13 protein-coding genes and 1 pseudogene are annotated in these 18,864 nt (G+C 67.1%); 1 reads left to right on the forward strand and 13 read right to left on the reverse strand.

Translation table 11 applies throughout. From position 1 onward, the window contains the following. Positions 1-45: 45 nt before the first annotated feature. The 8 genes from ABIE24_RS16100 to gabT form a co-directional block, all read right to left on the reverse strand. Entirely contained in the window at positions 46-1,284 is a 1,239-nt protein-coding gene (locus tag ABIE24_RS16100) for an APC family permease (protein WP_354501472.1), read from the reverse strand. A 109-nt stretch (positions 1,285-1,393) separates the two neighbouring features. Continuing rightward, positions 1,394-2,602, reverse strand: a complete 1,209-nt coding sequence (locus ABIE24_RS16105) for a globin domain-containing protein (RefSeq protein WP_354501473.1) — start codon at positions 2,600-2,602, stop codon at positions 1,394-1,396. Between the two features lie 195 nt (positions 2,603-2,797). After that, positions 2,798-4,339, reverse strand: a complete 1,542-nt coding sequence (locus ABIE24_RS16110) for an APC family permease (RefSeq protein WP_354501475.1) — start codon at positions 4,337-4,339, stop codon at positions 2,798-2,800. 3 nt (positions 4,340-4,342) lie between these two features. Next, positions 4,343-5,221: a universal stress protein gene (locus tag ABIE24_RS16115; RefSeq protein WP_354501476.1), complete on the reverse strand. Its 879-nt coding sequence runs from the start codon at positions 5,219-5,221 to the stop codon at positions 4,343-4,345. 45 nt (positions 5,222-5,266) lie between these two features. Beyond that, positions 5,267-6,655, reverse strand: coding sequence for a flavin monoamine oxidase family protein (locus tag ABIE24_RS16120; RefSeq protein ID WP_354501478.1), 1,389 nt, complete (start codon positions 6,653-6,655; stop codon positions 5,267-5,269). Between the two features lie 92 nt (positions 6,656-6,747). Further along, the gene (locus tag ABIE24_RS16125; protein ID WP_354501479.1) at positions 6,748-8,169 is read right to left on the reverse strand and encodes a gamma-aminobutyraldehyde dehydrogenase; all 1,422 of its coding nucleotides are present in this window, start codon (positions 8,167-8,169) and stop codon (positions 6,748-6,750) included. A gap of 34 nt (positions 8,170-8,203) precedes the next feature. After that, positions 8,204-9,682, reverse strand: a complete 1,479-nt coding sequence (locus ABIE24_RS16130; RefSeq protein ID WP_354501481.1) for an NAD-dependent succinate-semialdehyde dehydrogenase — start codon at positions 9,680-9,682, stop codon at positions 8,204-8,206. Next, positions 9,679-11,025: a 4-aminobutyrate--2-oxoglutarate transaminase gene (gene gabT, locus ABIE24_RS16135; RefSeq protein WP_354501482.1), complete on the reverse strand. Its 1,347-nt coding sequence runs from the start codon at positions 11,023-11,025 to the stop codon at positions 9,679-9,681. Before gabT ends, ABIE24_RS16130 begins: the two co-directional genes overlap by 4 nt. A 126-nt stretch (positions 11,026-11,151) precedes the next feature. On the opposite strand from gabT, the gene ABIE24_RS16140 reads away from it, so the two are divergent. Then, complete coding sequence (locus ABIE24_RS16140; RefSeq protein WP_354501484.1) at positions 11,152-12,699, forward strand: PucR family transcriptional regulator; 1,548 nt, start codon at positions 11,152-11,154, stop codon at positions 12,697-12,699. A 170-nt stretch (positions 12,700-12,869) separates the two neighbouring features. Here ABIE24_RS16140 and ABIE24_RS16145 read toward each other — a convergent pair whose 3' ends face one another. From ABIE24_RS16145 to ABIE24_RS16165, 5 genes and pseudogenes are all read right to left on the reverse strand, one after another. Then, positions 12,870-13,631 carry a hypothetical protein gene (locus ABIE24_RS16145; protein WP_354501486.1) on the reverse strand — a complete coding sequence of 254 codons (762 nt, stop codon included), beginning with the start codon at positions 13,629-13,631 and terminating at the stop codon, positions 12,870-12,872. A gap of 50 nt (positions 13,632-13,681) precedes the next feature. Beyond that, positions 13,682-15,049, reverse strand: coding sequence for an FAD-dependent oxidoreductase (locus tag ABIE24_RS16150; RefSeq protein ID WP_354501488.1), 1,368 nt, complete (start codon positions 15,047-15,049; stop codon positions 13,682-13,684). A gap of 15 nt (positions 15,050-15,064) precedes the next feature. Further along, on the reverse strand, positions 15,065-16,132 hold the full coding sequence (locus tag ABIE24_RS16155; protein WP_502916294.1) for a polyprenyl synthetase family protein: 1,068 nt from the start codon (positions 16,130-16,132) through the stop codon (positions 15,065-15,067). A 31-nt stretch (positions 16,133-16,163) separates the two neighbouring features. Then, a pseudogene (locus ABIE24_RS16160) lies at positions 16,164-16,385 on the reverse strand (ATP-binding protein); the annotation flags it as partial. A gap of 1 nt (position 16,386) precedes the next feature. Then, the gene (locus tag ABIE24_RS16165; RefSeq protein WP_354501490.1) at positions 16,387-18,858 is read right to left on the reverse strand and encodes a hypothetical protein; all 2,472 of its coding nucleotides are present in this window, start codon (positions 18,856-18,858) and stop codon (positions 16,387-16,389) included. Positions 18,859-18,864: the final 6 nt, after the last annotated feature.

Genomic DNA, 18,864 nt, shown 5'->3' on the forward strand with positions numbered 1-18,864 from the left:
GGGGTGCACCTCGGGCGGAACCCCCTCAAATGCAGCATTTCGCGGTTACCGCCGCCGCACCACGAGCCGACCGATGAGCCCGGCGGCGAGCACCGCCACCCCGACCGCGATCCCGAGTGGCGGCAGCGTGGCGACGAGGAGGAGGCATCCGGCCATTCCGAGCACCTGCAGCCACCGCGGGAAGCGGCGCACCGCGTGCTCCTGCCGGAACGCCGCAAGGTTCGCGACGAAGTAGTAGAGCAGCACCCCGAACGACGAGAACGCGATCGCCCCGCGCAGGTCGGCGATGAGCACCACGACGATAACGATCGCACCCAGCGTGAGCTCTGCTCGGTGCGGGACCCTGTACCGCGGATGCACCGCCGCAAGCGCGCGCGGAAGGTCACCTTCGCGCGCCATGGCCAGGCTCGTGCGCCCGATGCCGGCGACGAGGGCGAGCAGCGCACCAAGTGACGCCGCGGCTGCGCCGACCCGCACGACCGGGGCCGCCCAGTCCCAGCCCCCAGACAGGGCCACCTCGACGAGCGGCGCCGTGGACGCCGCGAGATCGACCGGCCCGAGTGTGCGGAGCGCCACGACCGCCACCACGGCATAGATTGCGACGACCGCGGCCAGCGCGGCAACGATGGCGCGGGGGATGGTGCGTGCGGGGTCGCGGACTTCTTCGCCCATCGTGGCGATGCGGGCGTACCCGGCGAAAGCGAAGAACAGCAGGCCCGCCGATTGCAGGATGCCGTAGACGCCCGCGCCGAACAGCCCGGGCGACCCGACCGACGATGACGGCGACGCGAGCCCGGCGGCCACCACCACCGCGAGCACGAGGAGGGACGCCACGACGAGGATGCGGGTGAGGAACGCCGTGCGGGTGACGCCGAAGTAGTTCACCAGGACGAGACCCGCGACGGCGAGGACGGCGATCGGCTTCTCCCATCCGACGGGCGCTGCGTACGCCGCGAAGGTGAGGGCCATGGCGGCGCAGCTCGCGGTCTTTCCGACCACGAAGCTCCACCCGGCGGCGAACCCCCACCACGCGCCGAGGCGTTCCCTACCGTAGACGTAGGTGCCGCCCGACGACGGGTACTGGGCGGCGAGCTGGGCCGACGCCGTCGCGTTGCAGTAGGCGATGATCGCGGCGAGAACGAGGCCGACGAGCAAACCCCAGCCCGCCGCGGCCGCAGCCGGGGCGAACGCGGCAAAGACGCCGGCCCCGATCATGGAGCCCAGCCCGATGAAGATGGCGTCGCCGAGGCCGAGGCGCCGTGCGAGAGGGGTATGCGGTGTCACGCTCTTCACTCAACCACAGCGAGGTGAACAACAGGCGCCGCGGGGTGCTGACGTTGAGGGGGTCCGCCGCCGGCGGAACCCCCTCACACCCAGCAACTCGCGTGGGATGTCAGGCGAAGTCCGCCAGCCACAGATCCGGACCGAAGACCTCGTACTGGATGTCGCTCGCCGGCACGCCCCGGGCGATGAGGGCGCTCCGCACCGCCTGCATGAACGGCAGCGGGCCGCACAGGTAGTACTCGGCATACGCGGGGAGCTCGATTGTGCTGACGTCCATGAAGCCGGCAAGTTCCCCGTCGACCACCTGCGTTGGTTTCGACGGTTCGAGGAACCAGGTGGTGAGGGACGCATCCGGCATCGCCGCGAGATCGTCCTGGATCTGACGGCGAAGCGCGAAGGTGTCGACCGAGTTGTCGGCGTGCAGGATGGCCACCCGGCGCTTGCTGCCGATCCGGACCAGGTGTGACAGCATCCCGGCCATCGGAGTCACACCGATGCCGGCACTGGCGAGCACGATCGGGCGGTCGGTGAGCTTGAGGACCACGTCGCCGAACGGCGCACTGAGCGTGACCTCATCGCCGACCTGGACACTGTTGTGCAGCAGGTTGGAGACCTCTCCGTCCGGCGCGTCCAGACCGTGAACCCTCTTGACGGAGAACTGGCGATGCTCACCATCGTCGGCCCGGGTCAGGCTGTACTGCCGGGGCTGGTGCACACCGTCTGGCATGAGCATCTTGATGGTGACGTACTGCCCGGGAAGCGACGGCTTCACATCGCGTTCATCGGTTCTTTCCACCACGAAGGTCACGACGTCCTCCGTTTCCTGGATTCGCTGGGCGACGCGCCACGTGCGCCACACAGTCTCCGGCGTCAACCGGACGGCGTCGTAGAGGCCCCGCTCATTGTTGATCAGCAGGTTGGCCATGAGCCAGTACACTTCGTCCCACGCGGCGGCGACCTCGGGGGTGACGGCGTCGCCGAGCACGTCGACGATCGCCCACATCAGGTGGTCGTGCACGACCTGGTACTGGTCCGGGCGCAGGCCAAGAGAGACGTGTTTGTGGGAGATGCGGGACAGCAGGTGGTCAGGCAGCTGGTCCGGGGTGGTCACCAGCATGCTGGCGAACGCCGCGACCGATCCGGCCAGAGCCTGCTGTTGGCGGCCGTCGGCCTGGTTCCCCCGGTTGAAGAGCCCGTCCATCAGCCCCGGGTTCTCCTCGAACATGTGCGCGTAGAAACGCTGGGCGATCTCCTGGATGTTCTCGCCCACCACAGGAAGTGTGGCTTCGATGACGGGACGGGATGTGTCGGAAAGCATGATGCGCTCCTAATGCTCGACCGCCTGGGTCAGAGTGAGGGTGTGATGCGCGAACCGTGAGACCGACGGTCGAAAGCCTCGCGCTCGCCGTCCTCAGGGTATGCCCCATGACCTCCAGCCGCTATTCGAGGTGCTGACATTGAGGGGGTCCGCCGCCGGCGGAACCCCCTCACACCCAGCAACTGGCGGGAGGGGTCAGACCGGGAGCTCGTCGAGCGCGTCGTCCTCCTTCCCGTCCGAGACGCCGCGGGAGAGGGTCTCGCCCCGGAAGAACGCCGGACGGCGGATCGCCTGGACGATCATGATGACGATGCCCGACAGGATGACGGCCATGCCGAGGATGAACACGAGGCCGACGCCGCCGATGTTCGAGCCGGAGCCGTAGTCCGGGTCCATGCTGTCGATGATCGTGGTGAAGAACAGCACCGCGAGGATGAGCCCGCCGACCAGCGGGAACAGCAGCTGGAAGAAGAAGTTCCTGGCCGACGCGAAGACCTGCTTGCGGAAGTACCAGACCACCGCGAACGCCGTGATGCCGTAGTAGAAGCAGATCATCATGCCGAGCGCCGTGATGGTGTCCCAGAGCACGTCTTCGGAGATGAACCGCATGATCGCGTAGAAGGCGGATGCCACGACGCTCGACACGATCGTCGCATACCCGGGAGTGAGGAACCGCGGCGAGACCCGGGCGAACTGTGACGGCAGAGCACCGTAGTGGCCCATCGCGAGCAGCGTTCGCGCAGGCGAGACGAACGTCGACTGCAGCGACGCCGCCGAGCTGGAGAGCACGGCGATCGACACGAGGATGGCGAGCGGACCGAGCACCGGACCGGCCAGTGCGAAGAACACGTTGCCCTGGATCTCCTCATTGCCGAGCCCGAATTCGCCCGTGCCGATGCCGGCGAAACTGATCGAGGCGGTCGCGATGAGCAGGTAGAGGAGGACGATGATGATGATCGTGAGCGTCGCGGCCCGGCCGGGGGTGGACCGCGAACCCTTCGTCTCTTCGTTCATCGTGAGCGTGACATCCCAGCCCCAGAAGATGAAGATCGACAGGGAGAGGCCGGCGGCGAAGGCGCTGAACGACTCGACCGCGAACGGGTTGAACCACTCGAGGGTCACGGGTGTGGGGTCGAAGGCGGTGCCGTTGGCGACGTGGATGAACGCGACGACACCGAACAGGACGAGCACGAGCACCTGGAACCCGACGAGGACGTACTGCACCTTCTGGGTGGTCTGCATGTCGCGGTAGGAGATCGCCGTCGCGCCGAGCATGAACGCCAGACAGGTGGCCACGTTGATGATCGGGTTGAGCGCGAGGTCCGCGAGGTCCGGGTTGTTGAAGATCTGCGAGAGCATCAGGTAGAAGAAGTCCACGGCGATGCCGGCCAGGTTCGACAGGACGAGGATGGTGGCCGCGATCAGCCCCCAGCCGGCCATCCAGCCGATCCACGGTCCGAAGGCGCGGGTGGCCCAGGTGAACGACGTTCCGCTGTCGGGCATGGCCCGGTTGAGTTCCCGGTAGCCGAACGCCACGAGAAGCATCGGGATGAACCCGACGAGGATGATGGCGGGCACCTGGAGGCCGACCTCGGACACGGTCGGGCCGAGTGCCGCGGTCATCGTGTAGGCGGGGGCGATGCACGAGATGCCGATGACGATGGCACCGATCAGGCCGACCGAGCCGGCGCTCAGCCCTTTCTTCGACAGCCCGGTAGCGGGCTTCGTTGTGGACATGGGTCAATCCTCCAGAGTCAGAGCGGGGTCGCGGGGAACCACGACCATGGGGACGGACAGTTCGCGCAGCATCTTCGCCGCGGTCGTGCCCAGAAAGATGTGTCGCGGTTTGGCGAGCCGGCTGGATCCGACGAAGACGATCTCGCCCGGTTCCCAGTCCACCTGCCCGACGGCCTCCTCGACGCGGGTTCCGGATGCCGTGAGCACGGTGACGTCGATGTCCTTCGGCAGGTGCTCGGCGGCGTACGCGAGCACGCGTTCGGCGTGTGTTGCGGCGCGTTCGGCGATATCCGGCGGGGTCGCCATGTCGTCCATGTCGAGGGTGACGAGGGAGATCAGCCGCAGCGGCACGCGGGCCGCGCGGGCGACGAGGACGGCGGCATCCAGCAGTTCAGTGGCACCGGCTCTCGTGCCGAGGGCGCAGGTGACCCTGGTGAGTCGGTTCAGGCCGACGGTGGATCCCGACCCTTCCGGGGCGAGGGCCACAGGAACCACGGCGGAGTGGAGGAGGGCACCGGCCACACTGCCGACGGTGGCGCGGCCGAGGAGCCCACCGCGCGCTGCTCCGATGATGATCATCGACCCGTCGAGGTCACGGCTCACGTCGAGCAGGCCGCGGGCGAAGGATTCGGCGTAGACGATGTGGCCCTCGGACCTCACATCGCGCGGGACCGCCGCAGCGGCGTCCTTCAACCAGCCCTGCGCCGTCTCGTGGAGAAACCGCTCATACCCGGCGTCCGCCGGGACGAGCGTCGGTCGTGCTTCGCTCCGCAGCACGGTGACGATGTCGAGTGTGGCGTCCATTGACCGTGCCAGCCGCACTCCGAGCGCGAGCGCATCGGCGCCTGCCGGGGTATCGGTGTAGCCAACGATGTATCGCATGTGGCGATCGCTCCTTTGCGATTCCGGTCGTGTTGGGGTGCGGGGTCAGGCGCGGGCGGGCCGGGCGGGGAGCGGACGGTCGGAGTGCCTGGCGACGATGGCCTCGGCGGTTTCACGGCCGACGCGGATGGCGCCGTCGACGTGCTGGTACCCCTCGGCGGCGAGGTCACTGCACGACCAGTGGATCGGACCGACCGGCGTGCGCAGGTCAGCGCCGTACCGGGAGAGCCCGCCCATGTCGAAGCTGGCGGCGTATGCACCCCGCGTCCACTCCTCAGCGCCCCAGTCGCTCTCGTAGTAGACGACCGGGTCGAGCGCCTGCTCCCCGTAGTAGTGCGACAGCGAGGTGAGGATGGCCCGTTTGCGCTCCTCGGCGGTCAGGCCGAACATCGCATCGGCCTTGCGGTCTGAGACGAACCCGACGAGGGTGCCGCGCGGGTCAGCGTGGTTGGTGTTGTCGTAGGCCTCGTGCACGATCTCGTACGGGCTGAACGAGGTGCCGGAGAGGCCGGCATCCCGCCAGAACGGCGTCGAATAGACCGCGTGGACCTTGATGACGAACCCCAGCGAGAGGTGCTGGTGCATCTGCTGCTGGCGACGCGGCAGCGGCGGCTGGAAATCGATCCGGGAGTACAGGTTCGGCGGAACGGCGACGATCGCGTGCTTCGCGGTCACGGTCATGCCGTCGGCCACCGCGGTGACGCCGCCGTCGCTCCACTGGAGCCTCCGTACCGGCTGGCCCAGGAACACGTCGTCGCCGAGCTTCTCGGCCAGCAGCAGAGGCACCTGCTGCAGTCCACCGATGACCCGCTTGTCGAGGATGAAATCCGCGTCGACGAGGTGCGAGAAACTTCCGGCGGATGCCGCCATCAGGATGGCCTGCAGGGCCGAGAACGCATGCGCCGGCTTGGTGATCATGGCCTCGGCGATGAACAGGGCGATGTTGTCGCGCGCTTCGACGTCGTCGGTCTGGCTTTCGAGCCACTCGATCCAGGTGACCGAGTCGAGTTCCTCGGCCATCGGGTGCGCCCAGGGTTCACGCGCGCCGATGTCGGCGACGAGGGCATCGAGCACGTGGATGAGCCGTTCCATCTCGCGCTGGGTCGACGCCCTCACCGGAAACAGCTCCCCCGTGAACCGCGTCAGTTCACCGACGGCGTTGATGTAGACGCTGTCACCCTCGCGGTAACGGGAGTAGGTCTCGAGGCCGAGCTCAGCGAGCGTCTCGATCAGCGCATCCTGATCGGGCGAGACCCACTGGCCGCCGATCTCGAGAGTGGCCCCCTCGATCTCGTTCGTCCACAGGCGCCCGCCGACCCGGTCGCGCGCTTCGAGCACGGCGACACTGAGGCCCGCTTCGCGCAGTTTCGTGGCCGCGGTGAGGCCGGATGCCCCGGCGCCGATGATGACGACGTCGCGTTGCAGTTCGGTCATGAGTTTTCCTTCCTTCTTGCCGCGAGTTGCTGGGTTTGAGGGGTGGGCCACAGGCCCGACCCCCTCAAACCCAGCGACTCGCGGAGAGCGGGCTACAGCGCAGACATCACGTGCTTGATCCGGGTGTAGTCCTCGAGCCCGTACGACGAGAGGTCCTTGCCGTACCCCGACATCTTGAACCCGCCGTGCGGCATCTCGGCGGCGAGCAGGATGTGGGTGTTGATCCAGACGGCGCCGAAGTCCAGGTCACGGGAGACCCGCAGTGCGGTGCCGTGGTCTGAGGTCCAGACGCTCGACGCAAGAGCGTACGGCACGTCGTTCGCCATCTCGATCGCCTGCTCCTCGGTGGAGAAGGTCTGCACGGTCAGCACCGGGCCGAACGTCTCCTCCTGCACACAGGCGTCGATCTGGTTGACCCCGGTGATCACCGTCGGGGCGTAGTAGAAGCCCTTTTCACCGACCCGATGGCCGCCGGTGACGACCTTGGCGTGAGCCGGCAGGCTGTCGATCACGTTCGACACCTTCTCGAAGTGGGACGCGTTGTTGAGCGGGCCGTAGTAGGCGTCCGGGTCCTCCGCATCTCCGGTCCTGGTGGCTTCAGCCGCCTTGACCAGTTCGGCGACGAATTCGTCGTGGATGGATTCGTGGACGAGCACCCGGGTCACTGCGGTGCAGTCCTGGCCGGCGTTGAAGTAGCCGGCCCCGGCGACACCTTCGGCGGTCGCGGCGATGTCGGCGTCGGCGAAGACGATCGCCGGCGCTTTTCCGCCGAGCTCGAGGTGGGCGCGGTGCAGGTTCTTCGCCGCGGATGCCGCGACCGCCATCCCGGCGCGCACCGATCCGGTGATCGACACGAGGCCCGGCACGGGATGCTCGGTCATGAGCTGCCCGGTGGACGCGTCCCCGAGCACGATGTTGAGCACACCGTCGGGGAGGATGCCCTGCGTCAGGCGGGCGAGCACGAGCGTCGACTCGGGGGTCGTGTCGCTCGGTTTGAGGACCACGGTGTTTCCGGCGGCGAGGGCCGGTGCGATCTTCCAGATCGCCATCATGATCGGGTAATTCCACGGGGTGACCTGGGCGACCACACCGATCGGCTCGCGGCGGACCCAGGAGGTGTGCCCGTCGAGGTACTCCCCCGCACTTTTGCCTTCGAGCACGCGGGCGGCGCCGGCGAAGAACCGCAGGTGGTCTGCGCCGGTGATCACCTCTTCGACGCGGATCGTCTCGCGCGGCTGGCCGGTGTTGCGGTGCTGCGCTTCGACGAGTTCGTCGGCGTTCGCCTCCATGGCATCCGCGATCTTCAGCAGCATCGACTGCCGCTGGCCGGGAGTCGTGCGCTTCCAGGTGGTGAACGCCGTGCGCGCAGCGCCGAATGCCGCATCGACGTCGATGTCTGTCGACACGGGAGAGACGGCGACGACGTCGCCGGTCGCGGGGCTGACGACGTCGATCGTCCCTGGGCCGGCGGCGTCGACGAAGGAGCCGTTGATGTAGTTCTGGAGCAAGGCCATTGTTCTTCCTTCCATCACTTGTGCACGAGGTGCCTTACGTGGCCGGGATCATCGTGTACTTCGTCGAGAGGTATTCGTGGATCCCCTCGAATCCACCCTCGCGGCCGATCCCGGACTGCTTGACGCCGCCGAAGGGGGCGGCGGCGTTGGAGATGACGCCGACATTGAGGCCCATCATGCCGGTCTGCAGCTTGTCGATCATGCGCTGGCCGCGGGCGAGGTCCTTCGTGAAGACGTAGCTGACGAGACCGTACTCCGTGTCATTCGCGAGCCGGACGGCATCCGCTTCGTCCTCGAACGGAACGATGGCGAGGACCGGTCCGAAGATCTCCTCGCGCAGGATGCTCGAGCCCTGCTGCACGTCGGTGATCACGGTCGGCTCGTAGAAGCTGCCCTGGCGGTCGACGGCCTTGCCGCCGGTGAGGACCGTCGCGCCCTTGGCGACGGCGTCGTCGACGAGGTCGCCGGCCTTCTTGACCGCGCGGTCGTCGATGAGCGGCCCGATGGTGACGCCCTCTTCGGTACCACGGCCGATCGCAAAGCCCTTGACCCGGTCGGTGACCCTGCGGGCGAATTCGTCGGCGATCGACGCGTGCACGATGAACCGGTTCGCGGCGGTGCAGGCCTGGCCGATGTTGCGGAACTTGGCCGCGATCGCGCCGTCCACGGCGGCACCGAGGTCAGCGTCGTCGAACACGACGAACGGCGCGTTGCCGCCGAGCTCCATCGAGGTGCGGAGGACGTTCTTCGCCGACTGCTGGATGAGCTTCTGACCCACCGGGGTGGAGCCGGTGAAGCTCAGCTTGCGCAGCCGGGGGTCGTCGAGCAGCGGCTCGGTGACGGCAGCGGACGAGGACGTGGTGAGGACGTTGACGACCCCGGCGGGCACCCCGGCCTCTTCGAGAAGCTTCGCGAAGTACAGCGTGGTCAGCGGGGTGAGCGATGCGGGCTTGACGATGACGGTGCAGCCGGCGGCGAGCGCGGGGGCGATCTTGCGTGTCGCCATCGCCAGCGGGAAGTTCCACGGGGTGATGAGGTAGCACGGTCCGACCGGGTGCTGGGAGACGATCATGCGCCCTGTGCCCTCGGGGTTGGTGCCGTAGCGGCCGGTGATCCGCACGGCTTCCTCGCTGAACCAGCGCAGGAACTCGCCGCCGTAGGTCACTTCGCCGTTCGACTCGGCGAGGGGCTTGCCCATCTCCAGCGTCATCAGGAGCGCGAACTCGTCGCGGCGTTCCTGCATGAGGTCGAAGGCCTTGCGCAGGATGTTCGACCGGGTGCGCGGCGCGGTGGCCGCCCACTCGTCCTGCACGGCAACAGCCGCGTCGAGCGCCGCGGTGGCGTCGGCGGCGGATGCGTCGGCGATCGACACGAGGAGGTCACCGGTCGACGGGTCGAACACGTCGATGGTCTTCTCGGTCTGGCGCCATTCGCCGCCGATGAAGAGGCCGGTGGGTACCTTCGCGAGGAGTTCGGTCTGGGCGGTGGTGGGCGATTCGGTCTGGATGGTCATGCGTTCTCCAATGCGGTGAGGACGACGTCGATGCCTTCGGTGAGCAGGTCGACGGGGATCGAGAGGGGCGGGAGGAAGCGGATGACGTTGCCGTACGTTCCGCAGGTGAGCACGATGACGCCTTCGGCATGGCAGGCCTTCGCGACACGGCCGGTCAATGCGGCATCCGGTTCGTTCGTGTCGGGGTCGACGAATTCGACGGCGATCATGGCGCCGCGGCCGCGGATGTCGCCGATGCGCGGGTCCGTCGTCTGGGCGGCGGTGAACCGGTCGACGATCACGCTGCCGATCCGGCGGGCGGCGCCGGCGAGGTCGTCGTCGATGTAGGTGTCGATGGCGGCGAGCGCGGCCGCACAGGCCAGCGGGTTGCCGCCGTAGGTTCCGCCGAGGCCACCGGGGTGGGTGGCGTCGAGGATCTCGGCGCGGCCGGTGATCGCCGAGAGCGGGAGCCCGCCGGCGATGCCTTTCGCGGTGACGACGATGTCGGGCACGATGCCTTCATGGTTGCTGGCGAACAGGTCGCCGGTGCGGGCGAAGCCGGTCTGCACCTCATCGGCGATGAAGACCACGTCGTTCGCCTTCGCCCATTCCACGAGGGCGGGCAGGAATCCCGCGGCGGGGACGATGAACCCGCCCTCACCCTGGATCGGTTCGACGATGATCGCGGCGAGGTTCGTCGCTCCGATCTGCTTCTCCATCATCGAGATGGCCTGCTTCGCCGCCTCGGCGCCGCTGAGGCCGTCGCGGAACGGGTAGGACATGGGGGCGCGGTAGATCTCGGACGCGAACGGCCCGAAACCGCTCTTGTATGGCATCGACTTGGCGGTGAGCGCCATGGTGAGGTTCGTGCGGCCGTGGTAGGCGTGATCGAAGGCGACGACCGCCTGCTTGCCGGTGTAGCTCCTGGCGACCTTGACGGCGTTCTCGACGGCTTCGGCGCCCGAGTTGAAGAGCGCGCTGCGCTTCTCGTGGTCGCCGGGCGTGAGCTCGTTGAGCTTCTCGGCCACCTCGACGTACGAGTCGTATGGCGTGATCATGAAGCAGGTGTGGGTGAACGCGGCGACCTGCGCCTGGACCGCTTCGACCACGCGCGGTGCGCTGTTGCCGACGCCGGTGACGGCGATGCCCGAGCCCAGGTCGATGAACGAGTTGTCGTCGACGTCGACGACAACGCCCCCGCCGGCCGCCTGGGCGAATACCGGCATGGTGGTTCCGACCGCGGATGCCACGGCGCGGTTCTTGCGCGCCATGAGTTCCTCGGAGCGCGGTCCAGGAATCGCTGTCACGATGCGGCGTTCCTGGGCCAGCGCGGGCCCGCCGGTGGCGGTCCTGGTGAGAGTCATCGTCGTCGTTCTCCTTCGAAGTGCGTGTAGCCAGACTAGAAGCCCGCCCGCTTCCCGGGGAACTGCCGGACTGGCCAGCAGACTTACCCTCTTTCACCACTGTGGCAAATCGCCTACGGTGAGATCATGCATCCCACCGTCCGCCGCCTGCTCGACACCCGGGACCTCGAACTCAGCCTCCTGGCCGGGGGCCCCTCTGAGCGGATGACGGCGCCGATCTCGTGGATTCACAGTTCCGACCTCGCCGACCCGACGCCGTTCCTCGATGCCGGGCATGTCGTGCTGACCACCGGAACGCAGTTCGACCCGGTCTCCACCACACCGGGCGCTTATGACGAGTACGTGCAGCGCCTCGCAGCGCACGGCATCCTGGGCATCGGCTTCGGCACCGAAGTGGTGCAGGGCACGCCTCCCCAGCTCGTGACGGCGTGCGAGCGGCTGGGCATGCCGCTGTTCGAAGTCCCGTACCGGGTTCCGTTCATCGCCGTCATCCGGGAGGCGGCCGACCGACTGGCCGAGGCGGCGCACGCCAGGGACACCTGGGCGCTCAACGCCCAGCGCGCGATCTCGTTCGCGGCGCTCCGCCCGGATGCCACGGCGTCGATCCTCAAGGAACTGTCGCGCCAGCAGCGCCGCTTCGTCGCCCTCGTCGATGTGCGCGGGACGTTCTCGCTCACTTTCGACGAGGCATCCGCGATGCCTGCCCTGGCGGAGGAGCCGGCGCGGACCCGGATCCTGCAGGAGGCGGAGCGGCTGATCGGCCGCGGTCAGCGGTCGAGTTCGACCATGAGCGATGAGGCCGGGCACGTGACCCTGCAGACCCTCGGCCGCCGCGACGCCCTGCGCGGCGTTCTCGTTCTCGCCGGGGCAGGGCCGCTCGACTCCGCCGACCAGACCGTCGTGACGAGCGTGGTCGCGCTGACCGGGCTGGCGCTGGAACAGAACCGTGAACTCGGTCGTGCGCGAGGGCTCCTGCGCAGCGGCCTGCTCCAGACGCTGCTCGAGGGCAACGTCGCGCTGGTGCGGCGGATCGTGCAGCAGATGGGTGGGGAGCTGCCGGCCGAGCCGGTGAGCTTTGTCGCGTTCGCGCCCCCCGCCGTCGCCCGCGACGCGCTGTTCAGCAAGCTGGAGGCTCGAGGCGAGAACGTATTCTTCGCGGCGAGCGAGGGCAGGGTCTTTGCCGGCGTGACAGCCACGGATGCCCCGGCGGTGGCCGCCGACCTCGCCCGGGTGCTGGGCCTGGCGGCGGGCATCTCCGAGCCGCTGCACTGGGGTGAGGCGGCGACGGGCACCCGGCAGGCCGGGCAGGCGCTTGAGCGCGCCATGATCACGTCGAGCCGGGACGGGGGCGACGGTGCGGCATCCGTCGTCGTCTTCTCGGACGTGGCCGAGCGAGGCCTCGCTGCGCTGCTGCCGCACGGCGACGCGGTCGAGATCGCGCGCACGCTGCTGAGACCGGTGCGTGACCACGACGCCGTGAACGGCTCCGACCTGGTCAACGATGTGCGGACCTGGCTCGAACACCACGGCCAGTGGGATCCGGCGGCGCGGGCGCTCGGCATCCACCGGCACACGCTGAAGAACCGGGTCGCGCTCGTCGAGAAGCTCATCGGGCGCCCGCTCGCGAGCGTGGAGGAGCGCACGAACCTGTGGCTCGCGCTGCAGCTGGAGTAGCGCCGCTCGGGTCGTCGACGGTGACCGAGTCGCCACAGAGTGCTGCACCAGCGGATCGAGTTCCCGCAAACTGCTGCCCGACTTCGAGCCAGACGACACAGTCCGTCAACTCGAGGGCCGGTTTCCGGGGGAACGGCCAGCGGATGCTCCGCGTGCGGCGCGAACGGAGGCTACTGCTGGGCGGACGGCGGGGCCTGGCCTGCACCCTGGCCGTAGGGATTGGGCATCGGCGCCTGCGGGTACCCCTGCGGCGCAGCCGGCGCCTGCGGGTACCCCTGCGGCACGGCCGGCGCCTGCGGGTACCCGTACGGCACACCCGATGCCGGCTGCGGCGCATACGCCTGCGCCGCCTGCGGCTGTCCCGGGTACCCCTGGCCGTAACCCGGTGCGGGAGCAGCGGCTTGCGACGCCGGAAGCGCCCGGGCCACGAAGACACCGAGGGCGAAGAAGGCGCCGTAGTGCACGCCGGTCGAGATCGATCCGAGGATGCCGGCACTCACGATCATCTGGACCAGATACTGGCCACCGGTGACGACCGCGTAGACGAAGTTGAAGACGAGCAACGCGCCGGCGCCAACCCCGGCGGCGATCGCCAGCTTCTTGAGCAGGTCGACGGTCGACGTGGCCCGCGCCAGCGGCGCGACGTAGAGCGCGCTCGCCCCGGCTCCGACGACGAAGATGAGGGCGGTGAACACGCTCCAGAACAGCGAGAAGATCATCTCGCCGCGGAACGAGTACATCGCGCTGCCGATGATCTGCGTGAGGCTGGCGAGAATCGCGATGCCCACGACGATGGCGCCGCCGAACTGGATCTGCCTCAGCACAGCCCGGTCCAGGGGCGCCGACCGCCGCGGTGCCTGCTGGGGATAACCGGCAGGAGCGCCGCCCTGTGTCGTGCTGTAGGGATTCTGGGCGTTCGCTGGGTTCGACATGCCCTCCACCCTATCGGGCAGGGGGCCGGCGCCCGGTGGGGAGCGCCGCCCTAGGCGTCGCCGTTATTCGCGCGAGAAATGGCCACCATCTCGTCGCGCGGAACGACCTTGACCCGGGCGCGGCCCTGCGGCTCGCCGAGCGCGATCTCGTGCTGATCGAGGTTGTGCCAGCCGTCGAGGTCCGTGTACGTCACACCCCGGGAGTCGAGAAGGTCGATCACCGATTGCTCCGAGGGGAACTCCGGGCTCCACCAGCTGCCTTCGCCGTTGATGACGTGGCGGATCGTTTCCATGGCATCCGACTTGGTGTGGCCGATCAGCCCGACCGGCCCGCGTTTGATCCACCCGGTTGCGTAGACGCCGGGCACGACGTCGTTGCTGCCCTTGTGCAGGGCGACACCCTCACGGTTCGGGATGACGCCGTGCTTCTTGTCGAACGGGATGCCGTCGAGCGGCGACCCGAAATAACCGACCGCACGGTAGAGGGCCTGGATCGGGACCTCGCGGATCTCGCCCGTCCCGACGACGCCGCCCTCGGCATCCGGCCGGGTCCGTTCGTAGCGGAACGCGGCGACGTGGCCGTCCTCGCCGACGATCTCGATCGGCCGGGCGAAGAAGTGCAGATGCAGGCGGCGGGATGCGCCGCCGACCGGGCGCTCGCGCCACTTCTGCAGGATCTTGTCGATCACCATGACCTGTTTGTTGCTTGCGATCGCGGTCTTCGAGGCGTCGTCGTAGTCGAAGTCCTCGTCGTAGAGCACCATGTCGACGTCGTTCAGTTCGCCGAGTTCACGCAGTTCGAGCGGCGTGAACTTCACCTGTGCCGGGCCGCGGCGGCCGAAGATGTGCACGTCGGTCACCGGCGACGCCTTGAGGCCCTGGTAGACGTTCTCCGGGATCTCGGTCGAGAGCAGGTCGTCGGCGTGCTTGGCGAGCATCCGCGACACGTCGAGGGCCACGTTGCCGTTGCCGATCACGGCGACCGAGCGCGCGGTGAGCGGCCACTCCCGCGGAACGTCGGGATGCCCGTCGAACCAGCTCACGAAGTCGGCGGCCCCGTACGAGCCCTCCAGCTCGACGCCCGGGATGTTCAGCGAGGCGTCGCGCACGGCTCCGGTCGCGAAGATGACCGCGTGATAGTGGTGCTTGAGATCCTCGAGCGTGATGTCTGTGCCGAATTCGACGTTGCCGAAGACCCGGATGTCGCCCCGGTCGAGCACCTCGCGGAGCGCGTTGATGATGCCCTTGATCCGCGGGTGGTCCGGCGCGACTCCGTAGCGGACGAGCCCGTACGGTGCGGGCAGCCGATCGAAGAGGTCGATCGACACGTCGAACTTGCGTTCCGCTTTGAGGAGGATGTCTGCCGCATAGATTCCTGCGGGTCCGGCGCCGACAATCGCGAGTCTCAGTTTGGTCATCTGCGTCTGGTTCCTTTACTTGCTGCGGTCGACGATCGTCTCCGCGAATCGTGTCAGTGCCTGTTTGACGGGCCCGTCGGGCAGCGGTTCGAGCGCCTCGACGGCGTCGTGCGCCCATCGGTGCGCCTCGGTGAGGGTGCGGGTGGTCACGGGGTGCTGGCGGAGCTCGGCGATCGCATCGGTGAAGTCGGCGGATGCCGCGCCATCGGTGCCTGCGGCGGCTTCCGCTTCGATACGGGCGAGGAGGGCGGCTGCGGCATCGTCGGTCTCGGCGAGAACGCGGAGGTGGATCAGCGGCAGGGTGGCGACGCCGGCGCGGAGGTCGGTGCCGGGCACCTTTCCGGTCTCCTCCGGCTGGGGCGACAGGTCGATGACGTCGTCGATGAGCTGGAACGCGACGCCGATCTTCTCGCCGTAGGCGATGACGGCCGGTTCGAAGGTTTCGTCGGCGCCGGAGAAGATGACGCCGGCCTGCGCGGCTGCGGCGATGAGCGATCCGGTCTTGTCGGCGAGCACCTGGAGGTAGTGCGCTTCGGCGTCTTCGCCGTCCTGCGGGCCGACGGTTTCGTGGAGCTGGCCGAGGACCAGCCGTTCGAAGGTGTTCGCCTGCAGCCGGATGGCCCGTTCACCGAGTCCGGCCATGAGCTGGCTGGCCCGGGCGAAGAGCAGATCGCCGGTGAGGATGGCGACCGAGTTGCCGAAGACGGCGTGGGCGCTGGGCACCCCGCGCCTGCGGTCGGCGTCGTCCATCACGTCGTCGTGGTACAGCGAGGCGAGGTGGGTGATCTCGATCGCTTCGGCGGCGGTGATCACATCGACGGTGTTCCCCGCACCGAGCTGTGCGGTGAGGAGGATGAGCATCGGGCGCACCCGCTTGCCACCCGCTTCGAGCAGGTAGCGCGTGGACGCATCAGCGACAGAGTCGGTGAAGATGAGTTCGGCGTCGAGGCCATGTTCGATCAGCTCGAGACCGTCGTCGACGGCGGCGAGGAGCTGCTTCGTTCTGGGCGAGGCGAAAATGCGATCGGTCTGGCCCAGGTGGCTGGAGAGGCTCGTGGCACGCCGCATGGCACTCGGATTCACGGGTCTAGCCTACCCGTGCCTGAGCAGGCAGTTACTTCTCCTCGATCCCCCACGGCGAACCGTAGCCTCGCGGGGCATCCGCCGCCAGCAGATCGAGGAACGGGCGGGCGTCGAACGCCTCGGGGCCGAGCACGCCGGACCCGCTCCAGACTCCGGTGGCGAGAAGCTCGAGGGCGAGAACCGGGTTGATCGCGGTCTGCCAGACCACCGCCTGCGAACCGTACTCAGCCATCGACTGTTGGTTGTAGACGTGGTCAGGCCGGGGATGCCTTGGCCAGGTCCCCAACCACGGACTCCCCAAGTCGGCGCTGAAAGCGCCGCAGATCCTGTATAAAACTGGAGGACGTCGCGTTCGGGCCCAGCTCGATGATTTCGGGCCCGCGCGGAAAGAGAGCCATGGCGAGTTCGGAGACGAAGCCTTTCTCGCAGATTGCCTTCAGTTCGGCGTCAGACCGCGAGGGAACGGCGCGCGCCAATGCGAACGGCTCATGGAGGGTGTGGCCGAATCGCAAAGCTTCTGTGATTCGACCCCCGCGCCACAGCTGCAACATCTTCTCGATTGCGCGCCCCCTGACCTCAAAATAGAACTGCATCGTATAGTCATCGGGTGGACCACCTATCCGGTGAAAGAGATATGAGTGCACCACTGCTAAGGAATATTCGCGGGCCGCGTCGCTGATGTCGTCACTCAGCCACGCGCAGTCCGCGCGCAATCTGTGGATGTTCGCGATCAACTCCTCGTCTGGCGAATTCTTATCCAGGACCGCGTACAGCGAGTTGACCGCCGAGGTTGCCTCAGAAAGCGCGAGAGCGAGGTCACCGTCCTCTAGAGCAAGATCCCCGCGCTCAAAGATCACCCATGGGACGTCCCACTCGCGCCTACCGAGGTCGAACCACCGCTCCGCCCGCGCATAACATTTTCTCGCCTCCACCCGGTCTGCTGGGGTGGCGAAACGATACGTGTGGGCAAGGAAAGCTTCGAGCACAGCGGCTACATGGCACTCAAGCTCGGTCGTACCCGGGTCAGGTTCCATCGCAAGGCCGCACAATTCACGGATCTCGAGGAGAGCGTCTTCGACTTGATCCCAGCGAGCTTGCGGGTATGCCCTGTCGAAATCCTGCCGCAACTTGGCACGGTACGGATAATTGCTGATGAAACGCCTCACTGCGCCGGCGAATGCCGAAAAGTTGTCTTCGTCACCAGACACCCAAACAAGGTTGTCGAAGTCGGCCGCCAGCTTCTCGCAAAATTCGAAATGAACGTAGCTACCCCACCACCAGAACGTGTCGAGGAATACTTTAGCGGCCTGCAAAATAGCGGTTCTACGGTCACCGGAGTGAGCCGAGTGGTACAACCACTTGCGCAAACGCGCCTGCTGGGCTGGCTTCTCGAGGCCGAACATCGAGTCGTATGTCTCGAAGCCGGTGAGCTGGCCATAAAAAAACTCGGCAGCGATCGAGTGTAGGCGTTCTTGTTCTGACGGCGCGTATTTGCGCATATGGTCAGAGAGCCCACCCCGGATAAATGGGTGCAAGGCGATGTAGTGCCTGTCATCCGTTACGGAGTCGTACTCCTCGGTGAAGCTGAACGCTTCTAGGCTCTTCATCAGTCCCGGTGCCTCGTCAGGGCTGACGCCGTCGTCGGCTAGAAGCTGTGTTAACAAGTCGATGTCGCATTCCTCTGGAATGCTCGCAGCACGAAGGGCCTTCCCCAAGAGCCGTCCTTCGAGGCGCTCAACCATCTCGGTGACGACTCTCGCCAGGCGTGCCTCCGCGTTGCCGGGGAGCCGGGAAAGGCGAGTTTCCAGCTCTTCTCTCCCCAAGTGCATATCCGGATCGTTCATGAGGTCGACAAGTATCTCCAGGGCGACGGGCACTCCCCCGGTCCACTCGTGAAGCAATGCAACCAGATCCGGAGCGGGAGCCTGTGCGAGCTTCCTGGTGAGGAATTCCGCGACTTCCTCCCTAGAGAAGGGGGGAAGTCGGAAGGTCTCGCCGAGTCCCTGGGACAGGTCAATTACGGAGTCCGGTTCGTGAGCGAGCACCACGACGCAGCCCTGCAGTCGGGAGATCATACGCGAGATCCAGTACCAGAGGTCCTGACCGACGACGGTATCCGCGTTGTCGAGAAGGAGAAGTACGGGTCGGTCCCGGGCAGTTTCGTTGAGGCAGGAGATGAGCGCATCGGTGAGCAACACCTGCGCTTGCCGTATCGCTTGGACGAAGCTCGCATCCAACGCTGTCTTATTATCAACATTGACCGTAACGTGCTGCGGCGAATCGGACACTGTAGCCGAGGACCCGGCAGAAACCTCGGCGTAGACGTTCACGTCGGCGTTTTTTATCTGGTGCACCCGGAGGAGTCCGGCGTCTCCTACTTGTTCGATGCGACTAATGGACGCGGGGCTGACTGCGCTCACGACTTGTTTCGCGAGATGCATCAACTGATCATGGCTCTTAAGACTCTGCCCATAAGTCTGCTCTCCGCCACCCCGACCCTTAGAACCTGCTTCATACTGACCCAAATCGACGTGAGCGACTATCGCAGCCGAGTGGAGTCGGCCGCTGCGCCTTCTAACCTCCGCCATGAGTGCCGATTTGCCCATCCCGTGTGCACCACTCACGTCGTCTGCACGAATTGACTGACCTGGGTCCAGACCTCGCAACAGCTGCGCGACGATGTCCTGGCGCCCGATGAAGAAGTAACCCTCGTTATCCTGGACCATGTCAGA

Origin of the sequence: Mycetocola sp. 2940, from assembly GCF_040548835.1 — a bacterium.
In the GTDB taxonomy this organism is placed as follows: Bacteria; Actinomycetota; Actinomycetes; order Actinomycetales; family Microbacteriaceae; genus Mycetocola_A.

Bases quoted from the DNA above. Each gene is read 5' to 3' on its own strand.
- ABIE24_RS16105 (WP_354501473.1), bottom strand. From the start codon at position 2,602: ATGCTTTCCGACACATCCCGTCCCGTCATCGAAGCCACACTTCCTGTG.
- ABIE24_RS16110 (WP_354501475.1), bottom strand. From the start codon at position 4,339: ATGTCCACAACGAAGCCCGCTACCGGGCTGTCGAAGAAAGGGCTGAGC.
- ABIE24_RS16115 (WP_354501476.1), bottom strand. From the start codon at position 5,221: ATGCGATACATCGTTGGCTACACCGATACCCCGGCAGGCGCCGATGCG.
- ABIE24_RS16120 (WP_354501478.1), bottom strand. From the start codon at position 6,655: ATGACCGAACTGCAACGCGACGTCGTCATCATCGGCGCCGGGGCATCC.
- ABIE24_RS16125 (WP_354501479.1), bottom strand. From the start codon at position 8,169: ATGGCCTTGCTCCAGAACTACATCAACGGCTCCTTCGTCGACGCCGCC.
- ABIE24_RS16130 (WP_354501481.1), bottom strand. From the start codon at position 9,682: ATGACCATCCAGACCGAATCGCCCACCACCGCCCAGACCGAACTCCTC.
- gabT (WP_354501482.1), bottom strand. From the start codon at position 11,025: ATGACTCTCACCAGGACCGCCACCGGCGGGCCCGCGCTGGCCCAGGAA.
- ABIE24_RS16140 (WP_354501484.1), top strand. From the start codon at position 11,152: ATGCATCCCACCGTCCGCCGCCTGCTCGACACCCGGGACCTCGAACTC.
- ABIE24_RS16145 (WP_354501486.1), bottom strand. From the start codon at position 13,631: ATGTCGAACCCAGCGAACGCCCAGAATCCCTACAGCACGACACAGGGC.
- ABIE24_RS16150 (WP_354501488.1), bottom strand. From the start codon at position 15,049: ATGACCAAACTGAGACTCGCGATTGTCGGCGCCGGACCCGCAGGAATC.
- ABIE24_RS16165 (WP_354501490.1), bottom strand. From the start codon at position 18,858: ATGGTCCAGGATAACGAGGGTTACTTCTTCATCGGGCGCCAGGACATC.